Here is a 25,677-nt window from a genome sequence, read left to right as displayed (position 1 = left end):
CACCCGGTGACACTGTCCGCATGACACAGACACACGGGGCGGCCGGCGGCGCGACCCCGCCCCACCGGCTGCTGATCTGTCCGCCGCTCGGCGACGACGAGCTGAACGCGCTCTTCACGGCCTCGTGGCCCGGCCACCGCAGAACCGGCTTCCAGCGGCAGTTGAGGCACAGCCTGCTCTGGATCGCCGCAGTGCGCGACGGCGAGCTGCGCGGCTACGTCAAGGTCGTCGGGGACGGCGGAGTGCACGCCTTCCTGCTCGACCCCACCGTCCATCCGGCCGAGCGACGACGGGGACTGGGCGCGGAGCTGGTGCGGCGGGCCGCGGACGAGGCGCGCCGACGGGGTGCCGAGTGGCTGCACGTCGACTTCGAGCCGCACCTGTCGCGCTTCTACGCCCGGTGCGGCTTCCGGCCGACTTCGGCCGGGCTGCTGCGGCTGGACGGAGCGGACTGACGGCAGGACGGCTTGCGCGCAGGACAGCAGGACAGCAGGACGGCGTTACGGCGCCCGGCCACGCTGTCGGCGGCGGCGCCCAGCTCTGTGGCCGGGAACGTTCACCGGAGTGGTGTGACGGCCGGGCGGCCGCAGCGGTGGTGTCACGCAGGTCGACAATGTCGCGCCATTGCCTGTCAGTTGCCTGGTCTACGGTCGCCCGCATGGCCGAGCCCTCCTATCTGACCGCCGTGCGTGAGTCGTACGACACGGTTGCTGTCGACTACGTCGAACGCGTCCCGCCTCCAGCCGAGATGGACCCGTTGTCCCGCGCGATGCTGGCGGGCTTCGCCGAACTCGGGCGGACGGCTGGTCTGGGGCCGGTCGCGGACCTGGGATGCGGCCCCGGCCGCGTGACGGCGCACCTGGCCGGGATGGGGGTGTCCGCCTTCGGCGTCGATCTGTCACCGAAGATGATCGGGCTGGCCCGCCACGCCTATCCGAACCTGCGGTTCACCGAGGGCTCGATGACCTCGCTGGAGACGGGGGACGACGAGCTCGGCGGCATCCTGGCCTGGTACTCCACCCACCACACGCCCCCGCAGTGGCTGCCGGCGGTGTTCGCCGAGTTCCACCGCACGCTCGCGCCCTGCGGCTACCTGCTCTGGGGAGACTATGTCGGCGATGAACGGCTGCTTCCGACCCAGGGCTATGGCCGTCCGGTGTCCTACACGTCGTACCTTCTGCCGCTGGACCGCACAGCCGGCCTGCTGGACCAGGCCGGACTCGTCGTCACAGCGAGACTGGAGCAGGAGCCCGGCGGACGGGTGAGGAGACCGCACGCCTGCCTTCTGGCCCGCAAGCCCGAAAGGCCCTGACGGGGCTTGCCGGGCGCTCTGGTTGCGCCAGTGCTAGTAACGGTGCAGCGCGCGGGTTTGGACGGTGTGGTTGGGGTGGTTCGGTTGGCGAAGGCCGACTGACATAGCGGTCCGAAGTGCGCCCTGACCAGCTGTGCCCTCCCGCCTCCCGCCTCCCGCCCAGAACGGATGTGTCGTCACATCCAACCGGCACAGGGACGATCAACACCTCCGGCGACCGTTGTCGGTGGCGGCGCCTAGCGTGTGCCCATGACGTGGACGACCCCCGAAGTACAGCGACCCGAGCGCGTGTCCGTGGCGGAGGAGAGCAAGGCGCTGGCCGCCTCGCTCGACTTCCAGCGAGCGACGTTCCTCTACAAGTGCGGCGGCCTGACCGGCGAACAGCTCATGCTGCGGCCCGTGGGCCGGTCCACGCTCTCCCTGCTGGGCCTCGCCCGGCACCTCGCGGATGTCGAACGCTGGTGGTTCCGCAACCACTTCGGCGGTGAGAAGGGCCTCCCGTGGGTCTTCTTCACGGAGGACAATCTGGAGGGCGACTTCGACGACGGGACCGCGGAGAGCGCCCAGGGCGACTTCGAAGTGCTCCATCGTGAGATCGCGGCGGCGCGCGCCGTCACCGAAGGCCGATCACCGGACGACACCTTCAGCCGTCCGAACGGTGAACTCGCCGATCTGCGCTGGCTGTTCCTGTACATGATCGAGGAGTACGCCCGTCACAACGGCCACGCGGATCTCGTACGGGAGCACATCGACGGCCGCACCGGCGACTGAACGCACCGGCGACTGAACGCACCGGCACCTGAGAACACCGGCACCCGAGCGGGCGCGGCAGCGCGGGGCCCGGCCGGACGTGACGCGGTCGGCGCGGGCCGGCCGCAGTGCGATCCCGGCCCGGTCCGCACCGTCAGCCCAGCGCCGCCACCCGCTCGCGGTAGCCGCGCACCGGAGCGGCGTCCCGGTAAGGCTCCAGGCGCCGCTCGAAGTCCCGTACGTACTCGTGCGCCCGCACCGAGCGCATCTCCACGGCCTGCTGTGCCGCCTCCGCCGCCAGGGCGCACGCCTGCTCCACCTCGCCCAGCCCGAGCCGTGCCGTCGCCAGCACCACGCGGCAGAGCAGACGGCTGCGCGCGAAGCCCGCACCCCGCAGCTGGAGCGAACGCTCCGCGTGCAGCGCGGCAGCGCGGTACTGCTGCAGATCGCGGTGGCAGTGCCCGGTCTCGTCGGCCAGCTGCGCCTCGTCGAAGAAGCGCGCCCACGGAGGTACGTCCTCACCCGCCTTCGCCGCCTCCAGCGCCCGTTCGGCGCGGGACAGGGAAGAGGTGCACGCCCGCACCTCCCCGAGGACACCGTGCCCGCGCGCCTCCGCCGCGTGCAGCAGTGCCTGTACCACCGGCGGTGCGGCACTGCCGGCGCCCTGCTGCGCGACGCGCGCCAGCTGCACCGCCTCGCGGCCGTGCCCCAGATAGACCGCCTGCTTGCTCATCGTCACCAGCACGTAGCTGCCGTAGGTCCGGTCGCCCGCCGCCTGCGAGAGCCTCAGCGCCTGCACGAAGTAGCGCTGCGCCAGCCCGTGCGCCGCGATGTCGTAGGACGTCCAGCCCGCGAGCCGCGTCAGGTCCGCGGCGGCGCCGAACAGCCGCCGCCCCAGCTGCTCCCCGTAGACGCCGCGCAGCATGGGCTCCACCTCGTGCTCCAGGTAGCGCACCAGCGCCTGGCGGGCGTGCCCGCCGCCGTACGCGTGGTCCAGCGCGCGGAAGAGCTCGCCGACGGAGCGCAGCGCGTTGATGTCCCCGACTGTGACGCGCTGCCCGGGGCCCCTCTCCGTGCGGTCCGGACGGTCCGGACGGTCCGTACGGAGAGACGGTGCGGAGGTCCGTACCGCGGCGGACGAGGGGACGCCCTGCCCCACCGGCACGGGCGCCGTGCCGCGCATCTGCGGCGGCACCCGCGCCGGCGCCCCCGGGGCTCCCGTGCCGCCCGGTACGCCTCTGCCCGCCGGTCCTCCAGCGCGCACCGCCCCCGGCCGCAGGCCGAGGCCCCCGCCCGCAGGGCCGCCGCGGCCCCCTGCGCCCGCAGCACCGGGGCCGCCCTCGCCCGCCTGCGCCGGGCGGGGTTCCGCGTCGCCGCCGCGGGCCACGCGTTCGTCCGCCCGGCCGATCAGCCAGTCCCTGCTGGGCACGACCAGCCCGGCCGGGGTGAAGGCGATCTTCCGCAGCTCCGCGTGGCTGCCGGAGTCCTTGCGCCACAGCCCGCTGACGATGTCGACGGCCTCCAGCGGCGTGGAGGCGAACTCCAGACCCGCGTACACCGGCGCGCACGCGTCCAGGCCGAGATCCTGCGCGGTCAGCCGCCGGCCGAGACGCCGGGTGAAGACCTCCGCGATCAGTGCCGGCGTCGTCCCCCGTGGCTGCTGACCTCGCAGCCAGCGTGTCACCGACGTCTTGTCGTAGCGCAGGTCCAGACCGTGCTCGAGGCCCAACTGGTCCACGCGGCGGGCCAGTCCGGCGTTCGAGAAGCCGGCCTCGGCGATGAGCGCGGCGAGCTGGCGATTGGGGATGCGCTGCGGGGAGGACTGGGCGGCGGGCTCCCCAGATCGTTCCATCGTCATCAGCTTTACGGTCTCCTGCCCTACGGCTTGCAGCAGGGCGCCGGGACGCCCTGCGGAACGGCGCGAACTTAGCCCTCAGCCTGTGCCGACTCGCCCGCTTTGCTGCGCTTTCATCCATACGTGTGAGAAGGTGGCCGACTGCCGGAGCCGGTCCCGCCGGCCGTACAGTTGCTCCAGGGTGACGCCGCCCCGGACAGCCCCGGACCGCCCCCGGGCGAGCGTCCGTCCGGCGCGAGTTTGGAGGAGCCGTGAGCGAGCTGCGCTTTGTCCGTCTGGGATTCGGCGCCGACGCCGTCGACTACCAGGAGGCGTGGCAGGAGCAGCGCCGGGTGCACGCCGACCGGGTCGCCGGGGAGATCCCCGACACCTGTCTGCTGCTGGAGCACCGGCCCGTCTTCACGGCGGGCCGCCGCACCGAGCCCTCGGAGCGTCCGATCGACGGCACGCCGGTCATCGACGTCGACCGCGGCGGGAAGATCACCTGGCACGGCCCCGGCCAGCTCATCGGCTATCCCATCGTGAAGCTGCCGCAGCCTGTGGACGTGATCGAGCACGTCCGCCGCCTCGAAGAGGCCATGATCCGCACCTGTGCGGACTTCGGCCTGGAGACCACGCGCGTCGAGGGCCGCAGCGGTGCGTGGGTGCTGGGCGACCCCGTCGAGAAGCGGGCGGCTCCGGGCGGGCTCTCGCTCGACTTCGACCCGCGGCTCGGGGACGAGGAGTTCGACGCGCGTCTCAGTGGCCCGGAGTACGCGCCGTCCAACGCGGGGCAGCGCCGCGAGGACCGCAAGCTCGGTGCGATCGGTGTACGCGTGGCGAGGGGCGTCACGATGCACGGCTTCGCGCTCAACTGCGACCCCGACAACACCTGGTTCGACCGGATCGTGCCCTGCGGCATCCGTGACGCGGGCGTCACCTCGCTCTCGAACGAACTGGGGCGCACGGTGACCGTCGCCGAGGTGCTGCCCGTCGCCGAGAAGCATCTGCGCGAGGTGCTGGAGACGGCGAAGCCGCTGCCCCGCGCGGTCTGACCGCCGCGCGCCCCCTTCCCTGTCGTTGCCCTGTCTCTGCGAGGTCAGCGGCGGTTGAAGGCAGTGCGAGCGGTGGGCGTACCCTGATATTCGCCGAGGAATCGAAAGTACGTAGGGAGCCGGACGTGTCCGCTGTCGCACCCGACGGTCGCAAAATGCTCCGCCTTGAAGTCCGCAACAGCCAGACCCCCATCGAGCGCAAGCCCGAATGGATCAAGACCCGCGCCAAGATGGGCCCGGAGTACAACGCGCTGCAGGACCTGGTGAAGCGTGAAGGGCTGCACACGGTCTGCCAGGAGGCCGGCTGCCCGAACATCTTCGAATGCTGGGAGGACCGCGAGGCCACCTTCCTCATCGGCGGTGAACAGTGCACCCGCCGCTGCGACTTCTGCCAGATCGACACCGGCAGGCCCGCCGAGCTCGACCGTGACGAACCCCGCCGCGTCGCCGAGTCCGTCCAGCAGATGGAGCTGCGCTACGCGACGATCACCGGCGTCGCCCGTGACGACCTGGAGGACGGCGGCGCCTGGCTCTACGCCGAGACCGTGCGCCAGATCCACCAGGCCATGCCGGACACCGGCGTCGAGCTGCTGATCCCCGACTTCAACGCCGTGCCGGAGCAGCTCGCCGAGGTCTTCTCCTCGCGGCCCGAGGTCCTGGCGCACAACGTCGAGACCGTGCCGCGCATCTTCAAGCGCATCCGTCCCGCGTTCCGCTACGAGCGCTCGCTCGAGGTGATCACCCGCGCCCGCGAGGACGGCCTGGTCACCAAGTCCAACCTCATCCTCGGCATGGGGGAGACGCGCGAGGAGGTCAGCGAGGCCCTGCGCGATCTGCACGGCGCGGGCTGCGAACTGATCACCATCACCCAGTACCTGCGGCCGTCCGCGCGGCACCACCCGGTGGAGCGCTGGGTGAAGCCCCAGGAGTTCGTGGAACTGCAGGAGGAGGCCGAGGAGATCGGCTTCGCCGGCGTCATGTCCGGCCCGCTGGTCCGCTCCTCCTACCGGGCCGGGCGCCTGTACAAGCAGGCAGTGGAAGCGCGCGACGCCCGGGCAGCGTGAGCGGGGGACCTGCCGGGGTCCGCTGGGCGCGGCCTGCACGTGAGACGTACGGATCGGCGGCGGAGGGGGTGTCCACCTCCCGCCGCCGCTCCGTGCGGCCCCCCGGCCCCCCCCGGCCCCCGGGTCTCGCTCCCGTCGCCGCCGGACGCCCGCCCACCGACGTGACGTTGGCCGCATCGGCTTTCGCAGCCTTTGACCACCCGGTCATCCGCTGGTAACACCTAACGGTGACGATGGCCGCACACACCGTTCATGCGAGCCACGCGACCACGGAGGGGACCGTCTTGCAGACCACGCTGCGCGCGCTGGAGAGCTTCGAGAGCCTGCTGCTGGGCAGGGGCCGGGAGACCGCCCTGCGCAATGCCTGGACAGCGGTGCTCGAGGACCGCCGCCGGGCGGTGGCACGTACCGAGGCCCAGCGGGTACTGGAGGCCGCGGCCACCCGCAGGCCGACCGCCACGTAAACTTCCCCGCATGGCGAGGAAGGAAGACTCCGAGAACCCAGGGCGGCTCAAGCAGATCGCCCTGACGTACAAGATGACCCGGCGTGCGGACCGGATGATCGGCTGGATCCTGGCCGGCGTGGGGCTTGTCACCTTGGGTGTACTCCTCGCCATCGGTTTCCTGCTCGGGCACCCCGTCTACGCAGGCATTCTGGGTGCCGTCCTGGCTCTGCTCGCGATGGCGATCGTCTTCGGCCGCCGTGCCGAGCGGGCCGCCTTCGGTCAGATGGAGGGCCAGCCGGGCGCCGCGGCAGCGGTACTGGAGAACATCGGACGCGGCTGGACCGTCACGCCTGCCGTGGCGATGAACCGCAACCAGGACGTCGTACACCGGGCCGTGGGCCGGGCGGGCATCGTCCTGGTGGGCGAGGGCAACCCGAACCGGCTGCGCACGCTGCTGTCGTCCGAGAAGAAGCGGATGGCCCGCGTCGTCTCGGACGTACCGGTGCACGACTTCATCGTCGGTGACGACGAGGGTCAGGTGCCGCTGAAGAAGCTGCGCACCACGCTGCTGAAACTGTCGCGCGTACTGCAGGGCGGCCAGGTCACGCAGGTCAACGACCGGCTGCGGGCGATGGGCGACCTGATGAGCAACATGCCGATCCCGAAGGGCCCGATGCCCAAGGGCATGCGGATGCCGCGGGGCCAGGGCGGGCGCTGAGCCGCTGCGCAGCGCACCAGGCAGAGAGCACCGGGCAGAGAACGGAAGCGGCACGGCCACGGCGGAGAACGTGACGGGAGAACGTGACGAGGGCCGGGTGCGGGAAGCAGGTTTCCCGCACCCGGCCCTTCTGCTGTCTGCGCGGGGACGGGCTCCGGGCCCCGCCCCCGCGCTCGCGTCACGTTCCGGGCTCTGACCCGGGGTCAGGGCCTGACCTGCTGACGTCCTGACGTGGTCACGTCCTGACCTGCACCGCTCCCGAGAGCCGGTCGTGCAGGCCGCGTCCGTCCCGGTCCCACACCAGAGCGGGAACGGCGAGACCGAGCAGCACCGTACGGACCGCCACCCGCCACAGCGCCAGCCTGGTCAGCCCGTCCACCGACACGACGCGCAGGCCGAGGATCCGCTTGCCCGGCGTGCAGCCGACCGTTCCCACGGTGAGCAGGCTCATCAGGAGGAAGACCGCGAGGGCCCAGTTGTTCGCGGTCCGCAGTTCACCGTTCGCGAGCAGCCCGTACCCGATCAGCGCGGCGACCGCCCAGTCGATGAACAGCGCACCCAGACGCCGTCCGAAGGAGGCGATGGAACCCGGACCGTCCTGCGGCAGACCCAGGCGCTCGCCCGGGTGGCCGAAATCCGCGCCCATGTTCTCGGCGGTGGCGCGAGGGCCCGAGAGCCACGAGCCGATAGCTTCCCTGTTGTCCACGCGACAACGGTAGCGCGCGGCGGAGACGGCCTGGTTTGCAGGTCGTCAGGGGACAGGAGTTCACTGGTTAACATCGGTGAAACAGTCGGGTCACGCTTGAGAAATCGCCCCTGCCTACCCTCGCCGTCAGCGCGCGCCACCGCACTGGCCTGCGTCCCGAGCAATTCCCGTCCCTCCACGGCGGGACTAGGAGGAGTTGGATGTTCCAGAACGCCGCTGAGGCCAAGAAATACATCGCGGACAACGATGTGAAGTTCGTCGACGTCCGTTTCTGTGATCTGCCTGGCATCATGCAGCACTTCACGGTCCCGGCCGAGTCCTTCGACCCGGACGAGAACCTGATGTTCGACGGTTCCTCGATCCGCGGTTTCCAGGCCATCCACGAGTCGGACATGGCGCTCGTCCCCGACCTCGCGACGGCCAGGCTGGACCCGTTCCGCTCGGAGAAGCACCTCAACATCAACTTCTTCATCCACGACCCGATCACCGGCGAGCAGTACAGCCGTGACCCGCGGAACGTGGCGAAGAAGGCCGAGGCATACCTCGCCTCCTCCGGCATCGCCGACACCGCCTTCTTCGGCCCGGAGGCGGAGTTCTACGTCTTCGACGACGTGCGCTTCGAGACCAAGGCCAACGCCGGCTACTACCACATCGACTCCGAGGCCGGCGCCTGGAACACCGGCACCATCGAGGACGGCGGGAACCGGGGCTACAAGGTCCGCTACAAGGGCGGCTACTTCCCCGCGCCGCCCGTCGACCACTTCGCCGACCTGCGCGCCGAGATCACCCTGGAGCTGAACAAGGCCGGCCTTCAGGTCGAGCGCCAGCACCACGAGGTGGGCACCGCGGGACAGGCCGAGATCAACTACAAGTTCAACACGCTTCTCGCCGCCGCCGACGACCTGATGCTCTTCAAGTACATCGTGAAGAACACCGCCTGGCGCAACGGCAAGACCGCCACGTTCATGCCCAAGCCGATCTTCGGCGACAACGGCTCCGGCATGCACGTGCACCAGTCCCTGTGGAACGAGGGCTCGCCGCTCTTCTACGACGAGCAGGGCTACGCGGGCCTGTCGGACACCGCCCGCTACTACATCGGCGGCATCCTCAGGCACGCCCCGTCGCTGCTGGCCTTCACCAACCCGACGGTGAACTCCTACCACCGCCTGGTCCCCGGCTTCGAGGCGCCGGTCAACCTGGTCTACTCCCAGCGCAACCGCTCCGCCGCCATGCGCATCCCGATCACGGGGTCCAACCCCAAGGCGAAGCGCGTCGAGTTCCGGGCGCCGGACCCGTCCTCGAACCCCTACCTGGCTTTCTCCGCTCTGCTGATGGCGGGCCTGGACGGCGTCAAGAACAAGATCGAGCCGGCCGAGCCGATCGACAAGGACCTCTACGAGCTCGCCCCCGAGGAGCACGCGGGCGTGCCGCAGGTGCCCACCTCCCTCCCCGCGGTCCTCGAAGCCCTCGAGGCGGACAACGAGTACCTCCAGGCGGGGGGCGTCTTCACGGCCGACCTGATCGACACGTGGATCGACTACAAGCGCGAGAACGAAATCGCCCCGATGCAACTGCGGCCGCACCCGCACGAGTTCGAGCTGTACTTCGACATCTAAACCGCGGCCGGTCGACCTGGCCTTCGACGGTGCGTGACATCGGTGACCCGCGGAGACGCCTTCGGGCGTCTTCCGCGGGTCACCGTCTGTTTCCACCCTCATGTGCACCGGGCGCCGGTTGGCCAGTTCTGGGCAGCTGGGATCTGACCGGTCCGAATTTTGTCGATCGGGACAAGAACGGGTCGAAGATCCATCTGCTCGCCGACCGCACCGGTCTCCCGATCTCAGTCGGGATCTCCGGTGCCAACTCCACGACAGCCAGGCACTGATACCGCTTTTCCAGGGCATACCGCCGATCGGTCCCGCCGCGGGAGGCGCCGACGACGGCCGGGCAAGCTGCACAGCGGCAAGGTCTACGACTACGACCACCTGCGCGCTGGTTATCCGCGTGCGGCATCGCCCACCGCATCGCACGCAAAGGCAACGAGAACTCGCAGCGGCTGGGCCGCCACTGCTCGACCATCGAACGCACCATGGCCCGGCTGGCGCCGGCTGCCGAAGCCTCCATCGACGCTGCGAACGCAAGGCGGCCCACTTCCTCACCTTCACCAGCATCGCCTGCGCCCTCATCTGCTACCGCAGAATCCCAAGGAGCGAGCTCAGGCCGACGTGGCTCCATCAAGTAGCGTTGACTTATATAAGTGAAGGCCGGTACGGTCTCTGCCGTGCACGCGTTCGACATCCTCGGCGACCCTGTGCGCCGGCGCATTCTGGAACTGCTGGCCGACGGTGAACGGACCTCCGGGGCGGTCACGGACGTCATCCGAGCCGAGTTCGGGATCTCCCAACCCGCCGTCTCCCAGCATCTGCGCGTGCTGCGCGACAGCGGGTTCGCGTCGGTCCGGGCCGAGGGCACCCGCCGGCTCTACACAGTCGAGCCCGCGCCGCTGCGCGAGGTCGACGCGTGGCTGGACCGGTTCCGCCGGTTCTGGGAACAACGCCTCGACGCCCTCGGCACCGAGCTGGCCCGAGGCAAGCGTGCACGCCAGACCCGGGCAGGTGGAACGCCCACGCGAACGGACGGGTCCGACACCGATGCGAGCAGGACCGATCCACCCACCGAGGGGACATGACATGAAGGACGTACTGGACGAACTGGCCGCTGCGCACCGGGAGATGGGCAAGGGCACCGTGCCGGCCGGCGAGGCGTACACAGTGGAGCTCCGGCGCCGATACGACGCGGAGATCGAGGACGTCTGGGACGCCATCACCAGCCCCGAGCGGCTGCCCCGCTGGTTGAAGCCGGTCACCGGAGACCTCCGGCTGGGCGGGAAGTTCGAGTTGGAGGGTATGGGGCACGGCGAAATCCTCCGGTGCGATCCGCCGCGGCTGCTGAAGGTGTCCTGGCTCTACGGCCCGGACGCCGACGCCTGGCCCGGCACGAGCGAGGTCGAGGTGCGTCTGGCCCCGGGCCCGGCCGGCGACACCGAGTTCGAGCTGATCCACGCCGCGGTCGTCGACCCGCACTTCTTCCCGACGTACGGCCCCGGCGCCGGCGGCGTCGGCTGGGACCTGGGTCTGCTCACCCTGGCCCGGCTCCTGGCCGACGACGAGATCGAGAACCTGGACGAGTTCGAGAAGTCGCCCGAGGGACGCGAGTTCAGCCGGCGCAGCGCCGCGGCTTGGGGCCAGGCTCACCTCGCCGCCGGTGGCGACCCGGAGCAGGTCGCGGCCGCGGTCGAGGCCACGACGAAGTTCTACGTACCCGACCCGACCTGACATTCCTGCTGCGGTGGGCCGACCGGCGTCCCCGGCACTCGCACCGCCGGTGAGAATCATCGATCGCAGGCGGAGGGCCGCTCACCCGCTGCGTCAGCCGGTCAATTCGTACCGAGGTTGCTCAATGACCGTGACCTCTGGCGACCACACCGCAGATCACGAGTTTGCCTTTACGGACACAGAGCGTCAGCGCCCCTCGGTCGAGGAGCAGGACGAGCCGTGCAACAGCATGTTGTCCCACCCCTGGAAGGAAGAGCGATGCGCGCCATGAAGTACACCGACTCGATCGAGATCGCCCTGCCGCGGGAGCGGGTGGCCCAGCTGCTCGCCGACCCGGCACACCTGCCGAAGTGGCTGCGGGGCCTGGTGCTGCACGAGCCGCTGAGTGGGACGCACGGGCAGCTCGGTACCACGTCGCGGGTCGTGATGCAGACGGGGCAGCGGAAGTTCGAGTGCACCGAGACTGTCACGCGCCGGGAACCGGCAGACCTGCACGCGATCCCGAAAGGGAGCGTCGTTCACTTCGATCGCGAGATCGTCGGCGAAGGCATGTGGAGTGCCGTGCGCGAGCGGCTTACCGAAGCCAGTCCGGAGACGACGCTCTGGGTGAGCGAGAGTGAATACAGGTTCGACGGCTTGCTGATGCGGCTGGTGGGGCTTCTGATGCCCGGCGCCTTCCGCAAGCAGTCGCAACAGCACATGCAGGATTTCAAGGCGTTCGCCGAGCAGGGAAAGGACGTCCGCGAAGAGATGAGCTGATCTGCTGTAGGCGCAGGGTGGATCCGCTGCCGTTTGACGGGTCTTCGAAGTTGAACTAGTCGGCAGAATGCGCAGCCGAGGGGAATTGGCATTCACTTCGGCCTTGCCTTCAGCAGCACCGCCTGCACCCTCATCTGCTACCGCAGAAACCCCAAATGAGACGAGCTCTTCACCGTGCAGTACGAGTCACCTGAGCCGGTCACACCTGAAGTGGCGGAGGACGTCTTTCTGCACGGGAAGCCGGAAGAGGTGAGCGAAGCGCTCGTGGCCTCGGCGTTGAGCGGTGAAAACCGTCAGTGGCTGGAGAAGTGGATCATTCGGTTGTCCCGGCATCGGGACCCCGCGGTGCGCAGTACCTCCGCAGTCGGTTTGGGGCACCTCGCGCGTTTGCACGGTCAGGTATCCCAAGATGCCGTCGATGCCGTGTCCAGGCTCCGCGAGGATTCCCGGACATCCGGCGCCGCAGAGAACGCCCTTGAGGATATCGAGATCTTTTGCAGAGCTTGAATTCGAACTTCCACCTCTGTCGAAGAAATCGAGCCACCGCCACCGCGCGGCCTGATGAGGGACGCGCTGCGTGCTGAAACCCCGCAACAGGCCTTAGCGGTGGCCTCCGCCTCCGCCGCCGCCTTGGGGACCGCCTCCGCCTTGGTGGCCGCCGCCTTGTGGACCGCCTCCGCCCTGGTGGCCTCCGCCTCCCTGGGGACCTCCGCCTTGGTGGCCCCCGCCCTGGGGACCCCCGCCCTGGGGACCGCCGCCTTGGTGGCCCCCGCCCTGGGGACCCCCGCCCTGGGGACCGCCGCCTTGGTGCCCGCCGCCTTGGTTGTTGCCGCCACCCTGGTGACCACCGCCGTCGTGGCTGCGGCCGCCATCGTCGAGCATGCCGCCGACTTTGCCTAGCAGCCTGTCCAATCCGTGGCCCTTGTTCGGCGAGCTGCCTCCGCCCTGGTGGCCGCCGCCTCCGCCGCCTTGGTGGCCCCCGCCTTGGGGACCGTCACCTTGGGGACCGCCTCCGCCTTGGTTGTTGCCGCCGCCCTGGGGACCTCCGCCCTGGGGACCGCCTCCGCCTTGGTTGCTGCCGCCACCCTGGTGACCACCGCCGTCTTGGCTGTGGCCGCCACCGTCGAGCAGGCCGCCGACTTTGCCCAGCAGCCTGTCCAACCCGTGGCCCTTGTCCGGCGAGCTGCCGCCGCCGCCGTTGGGCGGAGCGCCTCCGCCGTCGCTGGGTGGGATTCCTCCGTCGTCGTGGGGCGGGATGCCGCCGCCGTCGTTCGACGAGGGCGGAGGTGAGGGGTCATCGGGGTGACGCTCGGGGGGAGGCATGGCAGGGCGCAACCCACCGTCGTCGTCACTGACTTGGTCCGACCAGTCAGGATGCGAGGAACCATCGGCGTCCCCAGCGGGCGGGCGTTGGCCGGCCGCATCACCCGGGTCGGTGCCGCCCAGGCCGGGTGGAAGCAAGAAGGACGGCGCGCCGCCGCTCTCGTCCTTTGTTTCACCGTCGTTCAACGTTTGCACGCTGAATGCCACTGTCCCGAACGCCGCGGCCGCTGCAATGGCCATGAGAACGGTCTTGCCGCGTCGGCCCGGACGCGCGCCGCCTGTGCCGTCCGAGGCAGGAGCATGCGGTGCGGTGGCCTTGGCGGGCCTGGACGGCAGAGGACTCCACCTGTATTGGAACGTCTCGAAGGCCCGGTCGACTTCTGCCGCGGCCATGAGCACGCACGGACAGGGCGATGTACCGTCGGTCTGGATAAGTGCCCCGCACGTCGAGCACGTTAGCGCTGTCACCCTCGGCCTCCTCAACGGATCCGCTGCGTCGCGTTCCCCCGCGGCACTGCTCGCGCGCCGACCACGGTGCACAGTCCGCAGACTGGTTCGACGTTAGAGGCAATTGCAGTGGCAGAACCGATAGTGCTCTGCTTATGAGCAGACTCGGTACGGATGAACCGTGCTGCACCCGACAACACGGCCGAAATCCCAGGGCGGCAGCGACCCTCGCCTCGTACGAGACGTGGGCGCACGAAACGGGGCCTGTCGATCACGGAGTTGGGTGCGTTCGGCCGTGAACCGCTCCCTGCGGGACGGATGTTGCATCATTTCGTCCACGATGGGCTGATTCAGGCCTGTTGGCGAGGAGTTGACCGCCCTGGGGCTCGTGTGAACCGTCCAGTACTTGCGATGGAGAACGGGCGGACCTCGGCCTGTGGATGCAGCCGGCAAGCATGGGGGGCTCCCCGCCCCGAGCTTGGCCGCTCAGCCATAGGACCCGGCCATCACTGTGCCTGTGCTTCGACATCCGAACCGCGGGCCGGTCGGCGTGGCCTCCGACGGTGCGTGACAACGGTGACCCGCGGAAACGCCTTCCGGCGTCTTCCGCGGGTCACCGTTTGTCTCCACCCTCATGTGCACCGGATGTGCGCAGGCGTCGAAGACGGCCGACGGGTAGTCAGGGAACTGTTGCGCGCGGCCAGGTGGGACGTGTGTCGACGTGGGCGAGCCCTGTGACCCGAGGCTGCTGCGTCGGCCGCCGCGCGCAATCACCTTCAGCTCCCTGTCGCGTACGCCTCGAATGCCCACTTGGCCAGGGACGCCCGGTCCGGGTCGGGTTCGGATTCCGCACCCCCGGCCGAGCTCGTCACGCTTGGTGGCATCGGGAGGTACCCGATGAGGGCGTGGCGAGGTTTGCTCGAGTAGAACTCGCCTCGTTCACCGGGGCTTTGGCGGAGCGGACCGCATTTCGTGGAACATGATGACGAATGGCCAGAGCCAGATCACGGTTCCTCCGGCGAGCAGTAGGCGCAGGTCGCCGAGGGGGAAGGCGCTGAATCCGAGTCCGAGGTAGATGAGGGGCGTGATGATGGCCAGGGACGTCAGTCCGCGAAGTCCCTGTCCTCCGTACCGCCGGGCGAACACGATGCACGCCGCGATGAGAGCTATGCCCGTGATCGTCGGTGACAGGGCGTGCAGCGTTCCGTGCCATGACTGGCTCGTCGGGGTGGATGCGCCGTCGGGGAAGCCCAGCGCAGGGTCGGTCGGGAAGAGCCCGCCCCAGATGAGGCCGACGCCGTAGAGACCGATGAGCAGCGGTCCCCAGAGCCTGCCGACGCCGGCTCTCAACGCGGATCGCAGTCCGATCGCGCCGCAGATCGCGAGGATGCCCGAGACGAGGAAGTTGAGCGTCTGCACCCATCCGCCGCCGCCGAGGCTGAGCATGCTCAGCGCGTGAATGCGCGGATCGAAACCCGCTCTGAGGCTCTGCTGGATGATCACGACGGCGACGAAGAGCGGACCGGCGATGCTGCCGGCGATGAGTAGACGTGTCGTCGACGCCGTGGGCGCGGACGGTTCGGATGTGAGGACGGATCGAGCCATGAGCGGGATCTCTTTCGTCGAGGCCGACGTTGACAAAATTGATGCTTCACGTAAAAATAAATTTTGTCAACGATGATGCGAGGCCGCCGAGAGAGGGGCAGAGGCGTGAGGGACGTCGTCTACGTGGAGAGCGCCGAGCAGGCCGAGGCGATTCTCAAGCCCGCGCGGGCAGCCGTGCTGCGCGAGCTCACCGAACCGCGCACCTGTTCGGAAGTAGCCGAGCGGCTGGGACAGACGCCGCAGCGGGTCTACTACCACGTGAAGCAGCTGGAAGCGGCGGGTGTCGTGGAGCGCGTGGCCGAACGTCAAGTGCGCAACCTCGTCGAGGCGGCCTATCAGGCCGTGGCGCGGAAATTCTGGATGTCGCCCGGGATGATCGGGCTGCCCTCCACCGATCCCGACGACGAGAATCTGGCGAGATTGCTGGATCTTGCCGAGCAGATCCAACGTGACGTCGCGCAGCTGCGCCCCCGAGAGGATCCGCTGCCATCGATCGGCGTGCACGGCGAGGTGCGCGTCAAGCCCGAGCACCGGGAGGCATTCCTCCGCGACGTCCAGGCCATGCTCCAACAGCTCTTCACCCGCTACGGCGGGGCCGAGGGCGAGGGATTCACCCTTGCCCTCGCCTGCTACCCGGACACCACCACCCCAGCACTGAAGGACGGCCATCGTGAATGAACAGACTTCACCGCTCATCCTGCGGGTAAGAGCCGGTGTCCCTCCGGCCTGCATCATGGATGCGCTGACCACCCCCGCTGCGATGACCGTCTGGCTCGCCGAACACGCCGAGGTGTCCCTGCCCGAGCGCTATCAGTTCTGGGGCCGCTACACCCCGGACGGCGCCAAGCCGACGCAACGACTCGTGGAGGCGGCATCCGACCGGCTCCACTTCACCTGGACACTCGACGGCACCGAGACGGACGTCGACATCTCCGTGGCCGCAGCGGACGACGGGACCGTCGTGACCGTGCAGCACACCGGAGCCGACCCCGCAGCGCCCGGAGCACTCGGCCAGATCCAGACGTTCTGGGCCGCCACGCTCGCGAACCTCGTCGACTACGCCGAAGACAGGGACGTGCTCACCCTGACCGATCTGACGTCCCCGACTCTGCGGAGTGAGACCACCGTCGATGCTCCCGTCGAAGCGGTGTTCGCCTCGCTGATCGACCCTGAGAAGGTCAGTGCGTGGTTCGGCTTCCCGACAGAGATCGATCCCGAGATCGGCGGACAGTACGGCTTCGGCAGCATCGCCGAACTCGAAGGCGACCGGCTCCTGTCGGTCGACTACGGGCCGATGGGCGTTGCCACATGGGAACTCGAAGGCTCTGAGGGCAAGACCCGCATCGTCCTCTCCCAGAGCGGATTTGACCCCGGGCAGCCCCCCTATACCGCCTGGCTCGGGGCCGTCAGCGGTCTTGCCGAGCTGCGCCGATTCCACGAGATCGCGGCATGGCAGCCGATCTGGGTCCATGACGAGTAATCAGGTGAGGAGAAGAGGAGATTCGCGATGAAGCGCCCTCCAGAAGTGGATACCTGGATCGCTGAGCTCGCCCCGGCCGACCGTGAAATCTACGAGGCCGTCGAGTCCGTCATCCTCAGCACAGGGCTCGTCGACGAGATCGTGTACTCGTACAAGCTGCCGACCTTCAAGCACGGAAAACTCCCAGTGACTGTGGCCACATGGAAAGGCGGGATCTCGCTCGCAGCCCGGAGCGCGGCACCCATCGAGGCGTTCAGGGCAAAGCACCCGGAGATCACGGGCGGCAAGATCTCCGTCCAGTTCCGCCGCGACGCCGAACTCCCCATCGACGACCTCGCCGAGCTCGTCAGGGCCGCGCTCATGCCGCCGTCCTAGGGTTGTCGCCCTTGTGGGCCGGCCTCACCCGGGGCCGGCCGGGGCGAGTACGGGCACCTGGCCGGGGAGCTCCGGAGACGGCCACAAGGTCGCCTCGGCCTCTACGACACGTCGGCCACCAAGGTCAAGGACGGGTGAGGGTGCGGGTCGTGGTGAGCGATCCGGCCGACCGCGGAGCAGTCGGCAGCGGTGATTAGGCGCAGACCTCGTCGCTCGCGGCGGTCGGCGATGTGTCGCGCGGCCTGCTCCGGAAGCTGACCGGTGACCGGGCGGAAGCGGAGTCGGCGATGACGGTAAAGCTTCAACTCGCCCGCTTCCGCAGCGCATCGGCGGCCCGGAGGCCCAGCGGCCCACGGCGAGCCGTATGCGACGCACCACAAGATCGTCTCCGTGGACGCTGCGCGGACGACGCTGCCACTTCGTGCGGGGACTGCTCGGCAACTCCGGTGAAGCGCTGCAGGGCGGTATCCGCCGCTGTCCTGGTAATTCCGCCGCCGTGAGATGTAACTCACCGTCGCAGGGCGGAGCGGGGTGTAATCAGGGTGTGGAGAGAGTGTTATCGTCGAGTGTCGGCGCAAGCCTCAAGCAGTGAGTAGCAAGCCAGAGTTGACCGGAGCAGAAGCGAGGCTTCCGTTCAGGGTCTGCCAGAAGGATTCCGGCCACCCGTGAAACTTCCGGGACCGGCCGTAGAACGCTGTACTGCATGAACAGCAGCTGAACCACACCACACCTCAACGGTGTTCGCTCTTCCGGGACATCGTTCTCCTTCGCATGCCGTAAAGCAGGGAAATATGCCCGTTCAATCACTCGCGGAACTCGTACGCTTCGTCCGCCGCAATTCACCCTTTTACGCAGCGCTCTACTCCGGTCTGCCCGACCGCGTGAACGAGCTGACCGAACTCCCGGTCATACCCCAGACCGAGTTCTGGCAGGCCAACACCCCTCGCGGAAACACACTGCTGACCGGCCCGCTCGACGAGGCTGTGGTCTTCAAGAGCGGTGGGACCACCGGTGCGCCGAAGTTCTCCTTCTACACCCGGGTGGAATGGCACGAATTCACCACGGCTTTCGGCGCCGGGCTGGTCGAGGCCGGGCTGCGGCCCGGTCAGCGGGTCGCCGACCTCTTCTACACGGGCGATCTCTACGCCAGCTTCAGCTTCATCCTGGACGCACTGCACCGTGCCCCGGTCGCCAACGTCCGCCTTCCGATCGGCGGCGCCGCGCCCCTGGCCTCGACCGTCGAGACACTCGAGCAGTTCGACGTCGAGGTGATCGCCGGAGCCCCGACGACTCTCTGCTCCCTCGCCGAGTACCTGCGGGCCGACAGTCGCCGACTGCCCCACGTGACCACCCTGTTCTTCGGCGGCGAGAGCATCTTCAACGACCAGCAGCGCCTGTTGGCGACGGCCTTCCCCAACGCCCGTGTGGCCTCGGTCGGTTACGCCGCGGTGGACGCCGGACTCGTGGGCGCCGCCGTCCCGGGAGGCGACCCGCGGCTGCACCGTGCCTTCACTCCGCACACCGTGGTGGAGATCCTCGACGAGGACAGCGGAGAACCCGTCACCCAAGCCGGCGTCCCCGGCCGTGTCGTCGTCACGGACCTGCGCCGGCGCCTGATGCCGGTCCTGCGCTACCCCGTCGGTGACCGCGCCGAGTGGACCTGCACCACAGCCGGACACTTCCGCATCCTCGGGCGCGCCGAAGAGGGAGTCCGCGTCGGCGCGGTGGCGCTGCACACCCAGGACGTACAGGACCTGGTGCGATCGGTCGACCCCGCGGGCCGCATCACCGGTCTGCAACTGGTGGTGCGCCGCTGGGAGGACCGCGACGGGCTGATACTGCGTCTCGGCTCCGACCTCCGGGACGAGGAACTGCCCGAACTCACCGCAGCCGTGGACAAGGCGTTCCTGGCGGCCCGCCCGATGTACGCGGCGGCGGTCGACGCCGGGCACGTCCACCCGATGGCCGTGGAGTGGGTGCGGCACGCCGACCTCGCCGTCAACACCCGCTCCGGGAAGCTGATTCGCGTCATCGACGAACGTCCGCACGCATGAGCGCAGCGAAGGCGCACCGCGGGCGTGGGCCCGTCGTCCTGCGCAACCCCGCCTTCTGCGCCGTGTGGATCGCCCAGGTCCTCACCCAGGGCTCGGCCCGGATGTTCCAGGTGGGCATCGTCTGGTGGCTCGTCCAGTACGCCGCCGGGTCCGAACCGGGCCTGGCCTCCGGCGCGTTCCTCGCCGTGTGCACGCTTCCCGCGGTCGCCCTGGCCCCCGTGGTGGCCGCCGTCATCGCCCGCAACCCGTACCGGTCCGTCATGGCCGCGGCGGCGGCCGGCGCCGGACTGGTCGCCGCGTGCACCGCGGCGTGGGCGTTCACGACTCCGCTGCCCACAGGCGTCGCCTACGGCGCGGCCCTGCTCCTGGCGGGCTGCCAGGCCCTGTTCGACCCCTGCCTGACCACGTCCGTGCCCGAACTCGTCGACGACGCCGACATCGAGGCGGCGACCGGCTTCGAGCTGTCCACGCAGTCCCTCGCGGGGCTGGCCGGCGGCCTCCTCGGCCCGCTCGTGGTCGACGCCTGGGGGCTGCCGGGCATCGTCGCCGGATGCGCCGGCGCGTACCTGCTGGCCGCCGGGCTGATCGGCGTCACACGCTTCCCCGGAACGGCGCCCCGCGGAACGGGAGCTCAGCAGACGCGAGGCGGAGGAACGGCGGCACAGTCCGCCGAGGAGCCGGCAACGGGCAGCGAACAGCCTGCCGCTCCGCGTCGTACGCTGCGGCAGATCCTCGCCGAACTGCCGTTCATCCGAAGGGTGTTGCTCAGCTTCGCCGCGGCGAACGTCTTCACCACGGCCGTCTTCGTCGTCATGCCGCTCTACACCGCCTCCGTGCTGCGTGCCGACGGTTCGACTGTGGCGCTGCTGGAAGCCGCGCTCGGCATCGGCACCCTCGCCGGGGCGTTCACCGGCAGCCGGCTGCCGGGGCGCCCGACCACTGTCGGCGCCGTCTGCCTGGGGTTGATGGCGGTCTCGTTCGCCCTTCCGGGCATGCTTGCCGACCGGACCGTCTACGCGGCGGCCATGGTCGTCGCGGGGTGGTGCGTGGGCGCTGTCGGCGTACGGTTCGTAGCCCTCTTCCAGCGGCTCGTACCGCCCGCCGACAAGCCGGGGTTCTTCGCGGTCATGCAGTCGCTCCTCGGAGCCACCTTCCCGCTCGCCTCCCTGCTGTTCGGCGTCCTGGGCGACCGGATCTCGCCGCAGACCCTCTGCCTGGTCCAGGCGACGGGCCTGGTGCCTGTGGCCCTCGCCCTGTGGTGGACGGGCGCCCGTGGGAACGCCGCCGACGAGCGGACGGGCTCACCCGGCTCCGGGCGTACGGCAATCGCCGCCGCGCACACGACCGCGCCGGAGACCGCGCCTGCCACCGCCACCGTCGCTGCCACTGCCACCGCCACCGCCACCGCTGAAGGAGGAGCACGATGACCGTCACGATCACCCCCGCCGTCCTCCAGGACGTCGCGGAACTGCGGCAGTTGTACTTCGAGGTGTACGGCCACGGATACCCGGTGCCGCTCGGCAGCGACCCCGCCGAGATGCGACGGCTCATCACCGATCCGCACACCCGCTGGCTGGTCGCGCGCAGGCCCGGCACCGGGGAACTGGCCGGCTCGGTGGTCGTGCAGACCGACCCCGGGAGCCGGATCGGCAAACTCGTCGGACTCGCCGTCCACCCCGTCCACCGCGAGGGCGGACTGGCCGGCCGGCTGACCGGCGCAGTCTGCGCCGACGCCCTGGCCACCGGCTCCCTCGATTCGATCTACGCAACGGTGCGGGTGGTGACCGAAGGCCCCCAGCACATCGTGGTGCGCAACGGCTTCCGCCCGCTGGGGCTGATGCCCAACGCCGTCGAAGTGGCGGGCTGCGAAAGCCTCGCCCTCTTCGCCCGCTTCGCCGACGACGTACTGAACCACCGCGAGTACGTGCCGTGCGTGCCCGCCCCACTGGCTCCGCTCCTCACCGCCGCGGAGGAGACCTCGGGCCTCGACTACGCGAGCGTCCGCCCCATCGAGGTGCCGGGAACCGGCCTGCTCTCCGGGCCGGTCGTCCCCTCCACCACGGCCATGGAGATCATCACCGCCCGCTCCTTCGTCAACCGCCGCTTCCTCGAACAGTTCCCCGACCCGGCGGGACGCTTCTTCCCGCTGCACTCACCGAACGCGATCCTCACCCCGGAGAACGGCGAGTTCGAGGCGTACGCGGATCTGGACCCGGTCACCGGAAGCTGCTCGCTCATCGCGGTGCACCCCTACCCCGCCGCCATGGCGCACGCCCTGGAACCACTGATGGCCGCGGTCACCCGTACCGGCGTGGACTACGTCGAGACGCTGCTTCCCCTCTCCGACACCGCGGGGCTCAGCGCCTTCCTGGCCGCGGGATTCGTTCCCAGCGCGCTCTATCCGGCCATGCGCCGCCTCGGCGACCGCTTCCACGACTACGTCGTGCTCTCCCGGACCAACCGCCAGATCGACTTCCGCACCGCCGCCGTCAGTTCGCCGGTGCAGCCCTACCTGAGCGCGTATCTGAGGGCCTGGACCGCGACGTACCTTCCACTTCACGAGGTTGTCTCTTGAACCGCCATCTGCTTCCCGCCGAGGTCCCCGATCCGGCGTCCCTTCGGCACGTCCAGCAACTGTGCGACCTCGCGGCACCCTACGAACAGGGCCCGGAGACCGACGCCCTCTTCGCCGCCGCGATGGCGGAGAGCAACTCGTGGCATGCCGAACGCTCCGAGTTCTTCCGGTCGTTGCTGACCGACGAGCCCGGGACGCCGGCCCCCGGCGTGGGCCCGGACGTCCGCGCCCCGCTGGTGCACGCCAACTTCTTCAAGCGCCACGAGGTGCTCTCCGTCCCCCGGGACGAGGTCTTCCTCCACCTCACGTCCTCCGGCACCACCGGTCAGAAATCCCAGATGTTCTTCGACGAGTGGACCATCCGCTCCGCCCAGCGCATGGTGGCCCGCGTCTTCGACCACTACGGGTGGATCACCCCGGACCAGCCCGTCAACTACCTGCTCTACAGCTACGAGCCCGCACCCCACCTGAAGCTCGGCACCTCCTTCACCGACAACTACCTGTGCGACTTCGCACCCGCCCGGGACACCACTCACGCCCTGCGCCACACCGGCACGGGACACGAGTTCGACGTGCGCGGCTGCATCGAGGCGCTCCAGCGGTACGCCGACGAGGGACTGCCGGTACGGATCTTCGGCTTCCCGGCCTTCCTCCACTTCACCCTCGAGCGGATGCGTTCGCTGGGGATCCCTCCGGTGCAGCTGCCGCCCGGCTCGCTCGTCGTGCTCGGCGGCGGCTGGAAGGGCCACGCCGACCGTCAGATCGGCAAGGACGACTTCTATGCGGAGGTCACCGAGCACCTGGGCATCCCCTCCGAGCGGATCCGCGACACGTTCGGGTCCGTCGAGCACTGCGTGCCCTACGTCGAGTGCGAACGGCACCGGCTGCACGTTCCGGTGTGGTCCCGTGCCGCCGTACGCGACACCGCCACCCTCGAGCCGCTTCCCCACGGTGAGCGCGGCTACCTCCACCTCGTCTCCCCGTACATCACCTCGGTCCCGGCGCAGAGCGTGCTCATGGGCGACCTCGCCTCGCTGCACCCCGGCGAGGAGTGCGGCTGCGCCCAGCCGACCCCGTGGTTCACCGTCCACGGCCGCGCCGGAGTGAGCCGCAACCGCAGCTGTGCGGTGGCCGCCGCCGAACTTCTGAAGGGAATGTCATGACCAGCGCACCGACCCCCGAGGCGACCGGCGGACGACTCCACCTGTGGCAGGGCGCGTTCGTCGACGACGCGCAGGCCACCGAGCTCCTCGCCGGCCTGCCTGCCCTCACCGAGCGCACGATGGGGGAGCAGCTGCCCACCGACGTCGTGCTGTCCGCCTGCGACCGGCTCTCCGAGGCACTGCGCACCCCCGGTGACCCGGTCCACGCCCGGCTGACGGACTGTCTCACCGAGGGCGGCACGGAACCGGAGCAGGCGTCTTCCCTGCTCGCCGAGCTGGCCGAGGCCCTCAGCCGCCCGGCGCTGGAGCGCAAGCTCCGCAGAGAACTCGGCGGACTCCGCCCGGAGCGGTTCACCCGGCCCGACGCGCGGGAGACCGTCTACGAGGCGTGGGCGCCGGTCGGCCTCGTCGTGCACATCGCCCCGGGCAACGCGGCGGGCGTGGCTCCGCTGAGCGTCGTCGAGGGACTGCTCACCGGCAACCTCAACGTGCTGAAGACCAGCAGTTCCGACACACCGCTCGCGCCGCGTCTGCTCGCCGAGCTCGGCGCCGTCGACGAGACCGGCCTCCTCGCCCGCCGGGTCATCGCCCTGAGCTTCCCCTCCAGCCGCCGCGCATGGCTGGAGCCCCTGTGTGCCGCCGCCGACGCGGTCGCCGTCTGGGGCGGCGAGGACGCCGTGGCCGGCGTCGCCGCGCTCACGCCGCCCGGCTGCCGCCTGGTCGAGTGGGGCCACAAGATCTCCTTCGCGTACCTCACCCGCGATGCCTGGAACGACCCCGCCGTCCAGTCCGCGCTCGCCGAGGACGTCTGCCTCCTCGACCAGCAGGCCTGTTCCAGCCCGCAGGTCGTCTACCTCGACACCGACGCTCAGGAGGAGGTCTTCGCCTTCGCGGACAGCTTCGCGGCTCAGCTGGCCAAGGTCTCCGGCAAGACGCCTCCCACCCGGCTCGACGTCGCCGAGCACGCCGAGATCACCAATACCGAACTCGTCGCCCGGCTCGAACAGCACCTCGGCCTGACCCGGGTCGTCGCCGCCGAGGACGGCTCCTGGCGCGTCCTCGCCGACACCCGTCCCGCGATGACCGCCTCACCGCTGCACCGCAGCGTCTGGGTGAAGCCGCTGCCCCGCCAGGACATAGCCGCCACCCTGCGACCCATGCGGCGCTACCTGCAGACCGCGGCGATCGCCGGCACCCGCACGGACGTGGCGGAGCTCGCCCGCTCCGTCGTCTCCGCAGGCGTCACGCGAGTGACCCCGGTGGGCGCCATGCTCGACGCCTACGACGGCGAACCCCACGACGGCGTCTACGCGTTGCAGCGGTACAGCAGGCGGGTCGCCGTACAGGCCGACGAGCGTTTCACCGCCACCTCCTGCCTGGACGACCTCGTGGCTCCGGCCGTACAGCCGGCCCCGCCCACCGGACCACTGCTCGACAAGGCAGGCGTCCAGGAGCAGTTGCGGAGCCTGGCCCCCGAACACGCCCACCTGTACTTCCGCAGCGGCGGCAGCACAGGCGCGCCCGCCCTCTCGGTCTTCACCAACGCCGACTACGACACCCAGATGCGTGCCGCTGCGAACGGCCTGCTCGACTCCGGGTTCGACCCGGCCCGCGACCGCGCCGCCAACCTCTTCTACAGCGGCGGCCTGTACGGCAGCTTCATCAGCTTCTTCTCCATCCTGGAGCGGCTGAACGCCACCCAGATCCCGCTGTCCGCGGGCAACGACCTCGCCGCAGTCGCAGAAGCCCTGGTGACCTACCGGGCCGACACCCTCTTCGGCATGCCCTCCTACCTCTGGCGGCTCTTCCACACCCAGAGCGAGACCATGCGCGCCTACGGCGGAGTCCGGAAGGTGTACTACGGGGGCGAGCACTTCACCGCCGAGCAACGCCGCGTTCTCACCGACGACTTCGGCGTCGAGGTGATCCGGTCGGCCGCGTACGGCAGCACCGATCTCGGGCCGCTGGCATACCAGTGCGAGTACGCCGACGGCTCCGTCCACCACGTGCTGACCGACCTGCACACCCTGGAGATCCTCGACTTCGAGGAGGACCGGCCGGCAGACGCCGGTGAACCGGGGCGACTGATCTTCACCAGCCGAGCCCGGTCCGGGCAGCGGCTCGAGCGCTACCAGATCGGCGACATCGGCCGAGCGCTCGACGGCGTGTGCCCCTGCGGCAGCCGTGCCCCGCGGATCGAACTCCTCGGCCGTCACGGCGACGTGGCACGCATCGGCACGAACTCCTACCACTACCGGCGCTTCGTCCAAGCCGCCGAGACGCGCCTCGGCTACCGCGGAGAACTCCAGATCGTCCTCACCTCGGAGGCGGCGCGGGAGCGGCTCACCGTCCGGCTCGACGAGCGCTACGCCCCGGCGGCCGGTTCCGCCCGGGCCGCCTTCCTGGCGGAGGTTCCCGGCCTGCGCTCAGCAGTCGAGGAGGAGGACCTCCTCACGTGCTCGGTCGAGATCACCGACGGGGCCGCGTTCGAACGGACCGCGGCCAGCGGCAAGTTGCGCACGTTCGTGGACCGGCGCACGACGGGCTGACGCTGTCCAGAAACGGCGCAGGTCAGAGCGCCCCGTTCGCTCTCCTGGGCCGTGCACGGGCCGTGGGCCGCACTTTCCGCTCCCGGGAGGTGCGGCCCGCGGCCGTTTCCGCGAGGCAGCGTTGAGC

General features: G+C 69.9%; 23 protein-coding genes and 1 pseudogene. 21 read left to right on the top strand and 3 right to left on the bottom strand.

Translation table 11 applies throughout. The features are described 5' to 3' along the window. The first annotated feature begins 20 nt into the window (after positions 1-20). The 3 genes from ACFPA8_RS02285 to ACFPA8_RS02275 all read left to right on the top strand — a co-directional run bounded on the left by ACFPA8_RS02285 (position 21) and on the right by ACFPA8_RS02275 (position 2,083). Entirely contained in the window at positions 21-455 is a 435-nt protein-coding gene (locus ACFPA8_RS02285) for a GNAT family N-acetyltransferase (RefSeq protein WP_386441440.1), read from the top strand. Positions 456-658: 203 nt separating this feature from the next. Continuing rightward, complete coding sequence (locus tag ACFPA8_RS02280) at positions 659-1,312, top strand: class I SAM-dependent methyltransferase (RefSeq protein ID WP_386441438.1); 654 nt, start codon at positions 659-661, stop codon at positions 1,310-1,312. A gap of 249 nt (positions 1,313-1,561) precedes the next feature. Beyond that, positions 1,562-2,083, top strand: a complete 522-nt coding sequence (locus ACFPA8_RS02275; RefSeq protein ID WP_386441435.1) for a DinB family protein — start codon at positions 1,562-1,564, stop codon at positions 2,081-2,083. 133 nt (positions 2,084-2,216) lie between these two features. On the opposite strand, the gene ACFPA8_RS02270 is transcribed toward ACFPA8_RS02275, so the two are convergent. Then, positions 2,217-3,920: a regulator gene (locus ACFPA8_RS02270; RefSeq protein ID WP_386441433.1), complete on the bottom strand. Its 1,704-nt coding sequence runs from the start codon at positions 3,918-3,920 to the stop codon at positions 2,217-2,219. A 248-nt stretch (positions 3,921-4,168) separates the two neighbouring features. On the opposite strand from ACFPA8_RS02270, the gene lipB reads away from it, so the two are divergent. The 4 genes from lipB (at position 4,169) to ACFPA8_RS02250 (ending at position 7,179) form a co-directional block, all read left to right on the top strand. After that, positions 4,169-4,951, top strand: coding sequence for a lipoyl(octanoyl) transferase LipB (gene lipB / locus ACFPA8_RS02265; protein ID WP_386441430.1), 783 nt, complete (start codon positions 4,169-4,171; stop codon positions 4,949-4,951). Positions 4,952-5,076: 125 nt separating this feature from the next. After that, entirely contained in the window at positions 5,077-6,015 is a 939-nt protein-coding gene (lipA, locus tag ACFPA8_RS02260; RefSeq protein ID WP_386441427.1) for a lipoyl synthase, read from the top strand. 233 nt (positions 6,016-6,248) lie between these two features. Further along, positions 6,249-6,479, top strand: a complete 231-nt coding sequence (locus tag ACFPA8_RS02255; protein ID WP_465270227.1) for an SCO2195 family GlnR-regulated protein — start codon at positions 6,249-6,251, stop codon at positions 6,477-6,479. Between the two features lie 10 nt (positions 6,480-6,489). Next, entirely contained in the window at positions 6,490-7,179 is a 690-nt protein-coding gene (locus ACFPA8_RS02250) for a DUF4191 domain-containing protein (RefSeq protein ID WP_386441422.1), read from the top strand. Positions 7,180-7,414: 235 nt separating this feature from the next. Here ACFPA8_RS02250 and ACFPA8_RS02245 read toward each other — a convergent pair whose 3' ends face one another. Then, the gene (locus ACFPA8_RS02245) at positions 7,415-7,885 is read right to left on the bottom strand and encodes an RDD family protein (RefSeq protein ID WP_386441419.1); all 471 of its coding nucleotides are present in this window, start codon (positions 7,883-7,885) and stop codon (positions 7,415-7,417) included. 200 nt (positions 7,886-8,085) lie between these two features. On the opposite strand from ACFPA8_RS02245, the gene glnA reads away from it, so the two are divergent. The 6 genes and pseudogenes from glnA to ACFPA8_RS02215 all read left to right on the top strand — a co-directional run bounded on the left by glnA (position 8,086) and on the right by ACFPA8_RS02215 (position 12,486). Further along, positions 8,086-9,501 carry a type I glutamate--ammonia ligase gene (gene glnA / locus ACFPA8_RS02240; RefSeq protein WP_386441417.1) on the top strand — a complete coding sequence of 472 codons (1,416 nt, stop codon included), beginning with the start codon at positions 8,086-8,088 and terminating at the stop codon, positions 9,499-9,501. 143 nt (positions 9,502-9,644) lie between these two features. After that, positions 9,645-10,087: pseudogene (locus ACFPA8_RS02235) on the top strand (transposase family protein); the annotation flags it as partial. A gap of 79 nt (positions 10,088-10,166) precedes the next feature. Continuing rightward, the gene (locus ACFPA8_RS02230) at positions 10,167-10,574 is read left to right on the top strand and encodes an ArsR/SmtB family transcription factor (protein WP_386441414.1); all 408 of its coding nucleotides are present in this window, start codon (positions 10,167-10,169) and stop codon (positions 10,572-10,574) included. A 1-nt stretch (position 10,575) separates the two neighbouring features. Beyond that, positions 10,576-11,220, top strand: coding sequence for an SRPBCC domain-containing protein (locus ACFPA8_RS02225; protein ID WP_386441411.1), 645 nt, complete (start codon positions 10,576-10,578; stop codon positions 11,218-11,220). A 258-nt stretch (positions 11,221-11,478) separates the two neighbouring features. Continuing rightward, positions 11,479-11,979, top strand: coding sequence for an SRPBCC family protein (locus ACFPA8_RS02220; protein ID WP_386441408.1), 501 nt, complete (start codon positions 11,479-11,481; stop codon positions 11,977-11,979). 174 nt (positions 11,980-12,153) lie between these two features. Then, positions 12,154-12,486, top strand: a complete 333-nt coding sequence (locus tag ACFPA8_RS02215) for a hypothetical protein (RefSeq protein WP_386441405.1) — start codon at positions 12,154-12,156, stop codon at positions 12,484-12,486. Between the two features lie 2,202 nt (positions 12,487-14,688). Here the strand turns inward: ACFPA8_RS02215 and ACFPA8_RS02210 are convergent. Further along, entirely contained in the window at positions 14,689-15,354 is a 666-nt protein-coding gene (locus ACFPA8_RS02210; protein WP_386441402.1) for a DUF998 domain-containing protein, read from the bottom strand. A gap of 105 nt (positions 15,355-15,459) precedes the next feature. On the opposite strand from ACFPA8_RS02210, the gene ACFPA8_RS02205 reads away from it, so the two are divergent. From ACFPA8_RS02205 to ACFPA8_RS02170, 8 genes are all read left to right on the top strand, one after another. Continuing rightward, the gene (locus ACFPA8_RS02205; RefSeq protein WP_386441400.1) at positions 15,460-16,032 is read left to right on the top strand and encodes an ArsR/SmtB family transcription factor; all 573 of its coding nucleotides are present in this window, start codon (positions 15,460-15,462) and stop codon (positions 16,030-16,032) included. Then, the gene (locus tag ACFPA8_RS02200; RefSeq protein ID WP_386441398.1) at positions 16,025-16,834 is read left to right on the top strand and encodes an SRPBCC family protein; all 810 of its coding nucleotides are present in this window, start codon (positions 16,025-16,027) and stop codon (positions 16,832-16,834) included. The genes ACFPA8_RS02205 and ACFPA8_RS02200 overlap by 8 nt, the downstream gene beginning before the upstream one ends. 27 nt (positions 16,835-16,861) lie before the next feature. Continuing rightward, positions 16,862-17,209 carry a hypothetical protein gene (locus ACFPA8_RS02195; RefSeq protein WP_386441395.1) on the top strand — a complete coding sequence of 116 codons (348 nt, stop codon included), beginning with the start codon at positions 16,862-16,864 and terminating at the stop codon, positions 17,207-17,209. A 791-nt stretch (positions 17,210-18,000) separates the two neighbouring features. Next, entirely contained in the window at positions 18,001-19,263 is a 1,263-nt protein-coding gene (locus tag ACFPA8_RS02190; RefSeq protein ID WP_386441392.1) for a phenylacetate--CoA ligase family protein, read from the top strand. Beyond that, positions 19,260-20,690: an MFS transporter gene (locus tag ACFPA8_RS02185; protein ID WP_386441389.1), complete on the top strand. Its 1,431-nt coding sequence runs from the start codon at positions 19,260-19,262 to the stop codon at positions 20,688-20,690. The genes ACFPA8_RS02190 and ACFPA8_RS02185 overlap by 4 nt, the downstream gene beginning before the upstream one ends. Then, the gene (locus ACFPA8_RS02180; protein WP_386441386.1) at positions 20,687-21,838 is read left to right on the top strand and encodes a GNAT family N-acetyltransferase; all 1,152 of its coding nucleotides are present in this window, start codon (positions 20,687-20,689) and stop codon (positions 21,836-21,838) included. Before ACFPA8_RS02185 ends, ACFPA8_RS02180 begins: the two co-directional genes overlap by 4 nt. Then, positions 21,835-23,001 carry a LuxE/PaaK family acyltransferase gene (locus ACFPA8_RS02175; protein WP_386441383.1) on the top strand — a complete coding sequence of 389 codons (1,167 nt, stop codon included), beginning with the start codon at positions 21,835-21,837 and terminating at the stop codon, positions 22,999-23,001. Before ACFPA8_RS02180 ends, ACFPA8_RS02175 begins: the two co-directional genes overlap by 4 nt. Then, positions 22,998-25,550 (top strand): acyl-CoA reductase, encoded by a 2,553-nt coding sequence (locus ACFPA8_RS02170; RefSeq protein ID WP_386441380.1) that lies wholly within the window; start codon positions 22,998-23,000, stop codon positions 25,548-25,550. The genes ACFPA8_RS02175 and ACFPA8_RS02170 overlap by 4 nt, the downstream gene beginning before the upstream one ends. Positions 25,551-25,677 lie beyond the last annotated feature (127 nt).

The sequence above is a fragment of the Streptomyces ovatisporus genome (assembly GCF_042653885.1).
Taxonomy (GTDB): Bacteria; Actinomycetota; Actinomycetes; order Streptomycetales; family Streptomycetaceae; genus Streptomyces; species Streptomyces ovatisporus.
The sequence above is the reverse complement of the archived record's forward strand: the minus strand, read 5'-3'. Positions and strand labels throughout refer to the sequence as shown.

Coding starts and splice junctions, on each gene's coding strand:
- ACFPA8_RS02280 (WP_386441438.1), top strand. CDS start 659: ATGGCCGAGCCCTCCTATCTGACCGCCGTGCGTGAGTCGTACGACACG.
- ACFPA8_RS02210 (WP_386441402.1), bottom strand. CDS start 15,354: ATGGCTCGATCCGTCCTCACATCCGAACCGTCCGCGCCCACGGCGTCG.
- ACFPA8_RS02285 (WP_386441440.1), top strand. CDS start 21: ATGACACAGACACACGGGGCGGCCGGCGGCGCGACCCCGCCCCACCGG.
- ACFPA8_RS02195 (WP_386441395.1), top strand. CDS start 16,862: ATGAAGCGCCCTCCAGAAGTGGATACCTGGATCGCTGAGCTCGCCCCG.
- ACFPA8_RS02170 (WP_386441380.1), top strand. CDS start 22,998: ATGACCAGCGCACCGACCCCCGAGGCGACCGGCGGACGACTCCACCTG.
- ACFPA8_RS02225 (WP_386441411.1), top strand. CDS start 10,576: ATGAAGGACGTACTGGACGAACTGGCCGCTGCGCACCGGGAGATGGGC.
- ACFPA8_RS02220 (WP_386441408.1), top strand. CDS start 11,479: ATGCGCGCCATGAAGTACACCGACTCGATCGAGATCGCCCTGCCGCGG.
- ACFPA8_RS02270 (WP_386441433.1), bottom strand. CDS start 3,920: ATGACGATGGAACGATCTGGGGAGCCCGCCGCCCAGTCCTCCCCGCAG.
- ACFPA8_RS02190 (WP_386441392.1), top strand. CDS start 18,001: ATGCCCGTTCAATCACTCGCGGAACTCGTACGCTTCGTCCGCCGCAAT.
- ACFPA8_RS02180 (WP_386441386.1), top strand. CDS start 20,687: ATGACCGTCACGATCACCCCCGCCGTCCTCCAGGACGTCGCGGAACTG.
- ACFPA8_RS02255 (WP_465270227.1), top strand. CDS start 6,249: ATGGCCGCACACACCGTTCATGCGAGCCACGCGACCACGGAGGGGACC.
- ACFPA8_RS02275 (WP_386441435.1), top strand. CDS start 1,562: ATGACGTGGACGACCCCCGAAGTACAGCGACCCGAGCGCGTGTCCGTG.
- glnA (WP_386441417.1), top strand. CDS start 8,086: ATGTTCCAGAACGCCGCTGAGGCCAAGAAATACATCGCGGACAACGAT.
- ACFPA8_RS02250 (WP_386441422.1), top strand. CDS start 6,490: ATGGCGAGGAAGGAAGACTCCGAGAACCCAGGGCGGCTCAAGCAGATC.
- ACFPA8_RS02185 (WP_386441389.1), top strand. CDS start 19,260: ATGAGCGCAGCGAAGGCGCACCGCGGGCGTGGGCCCGTCGTCCTGCGC.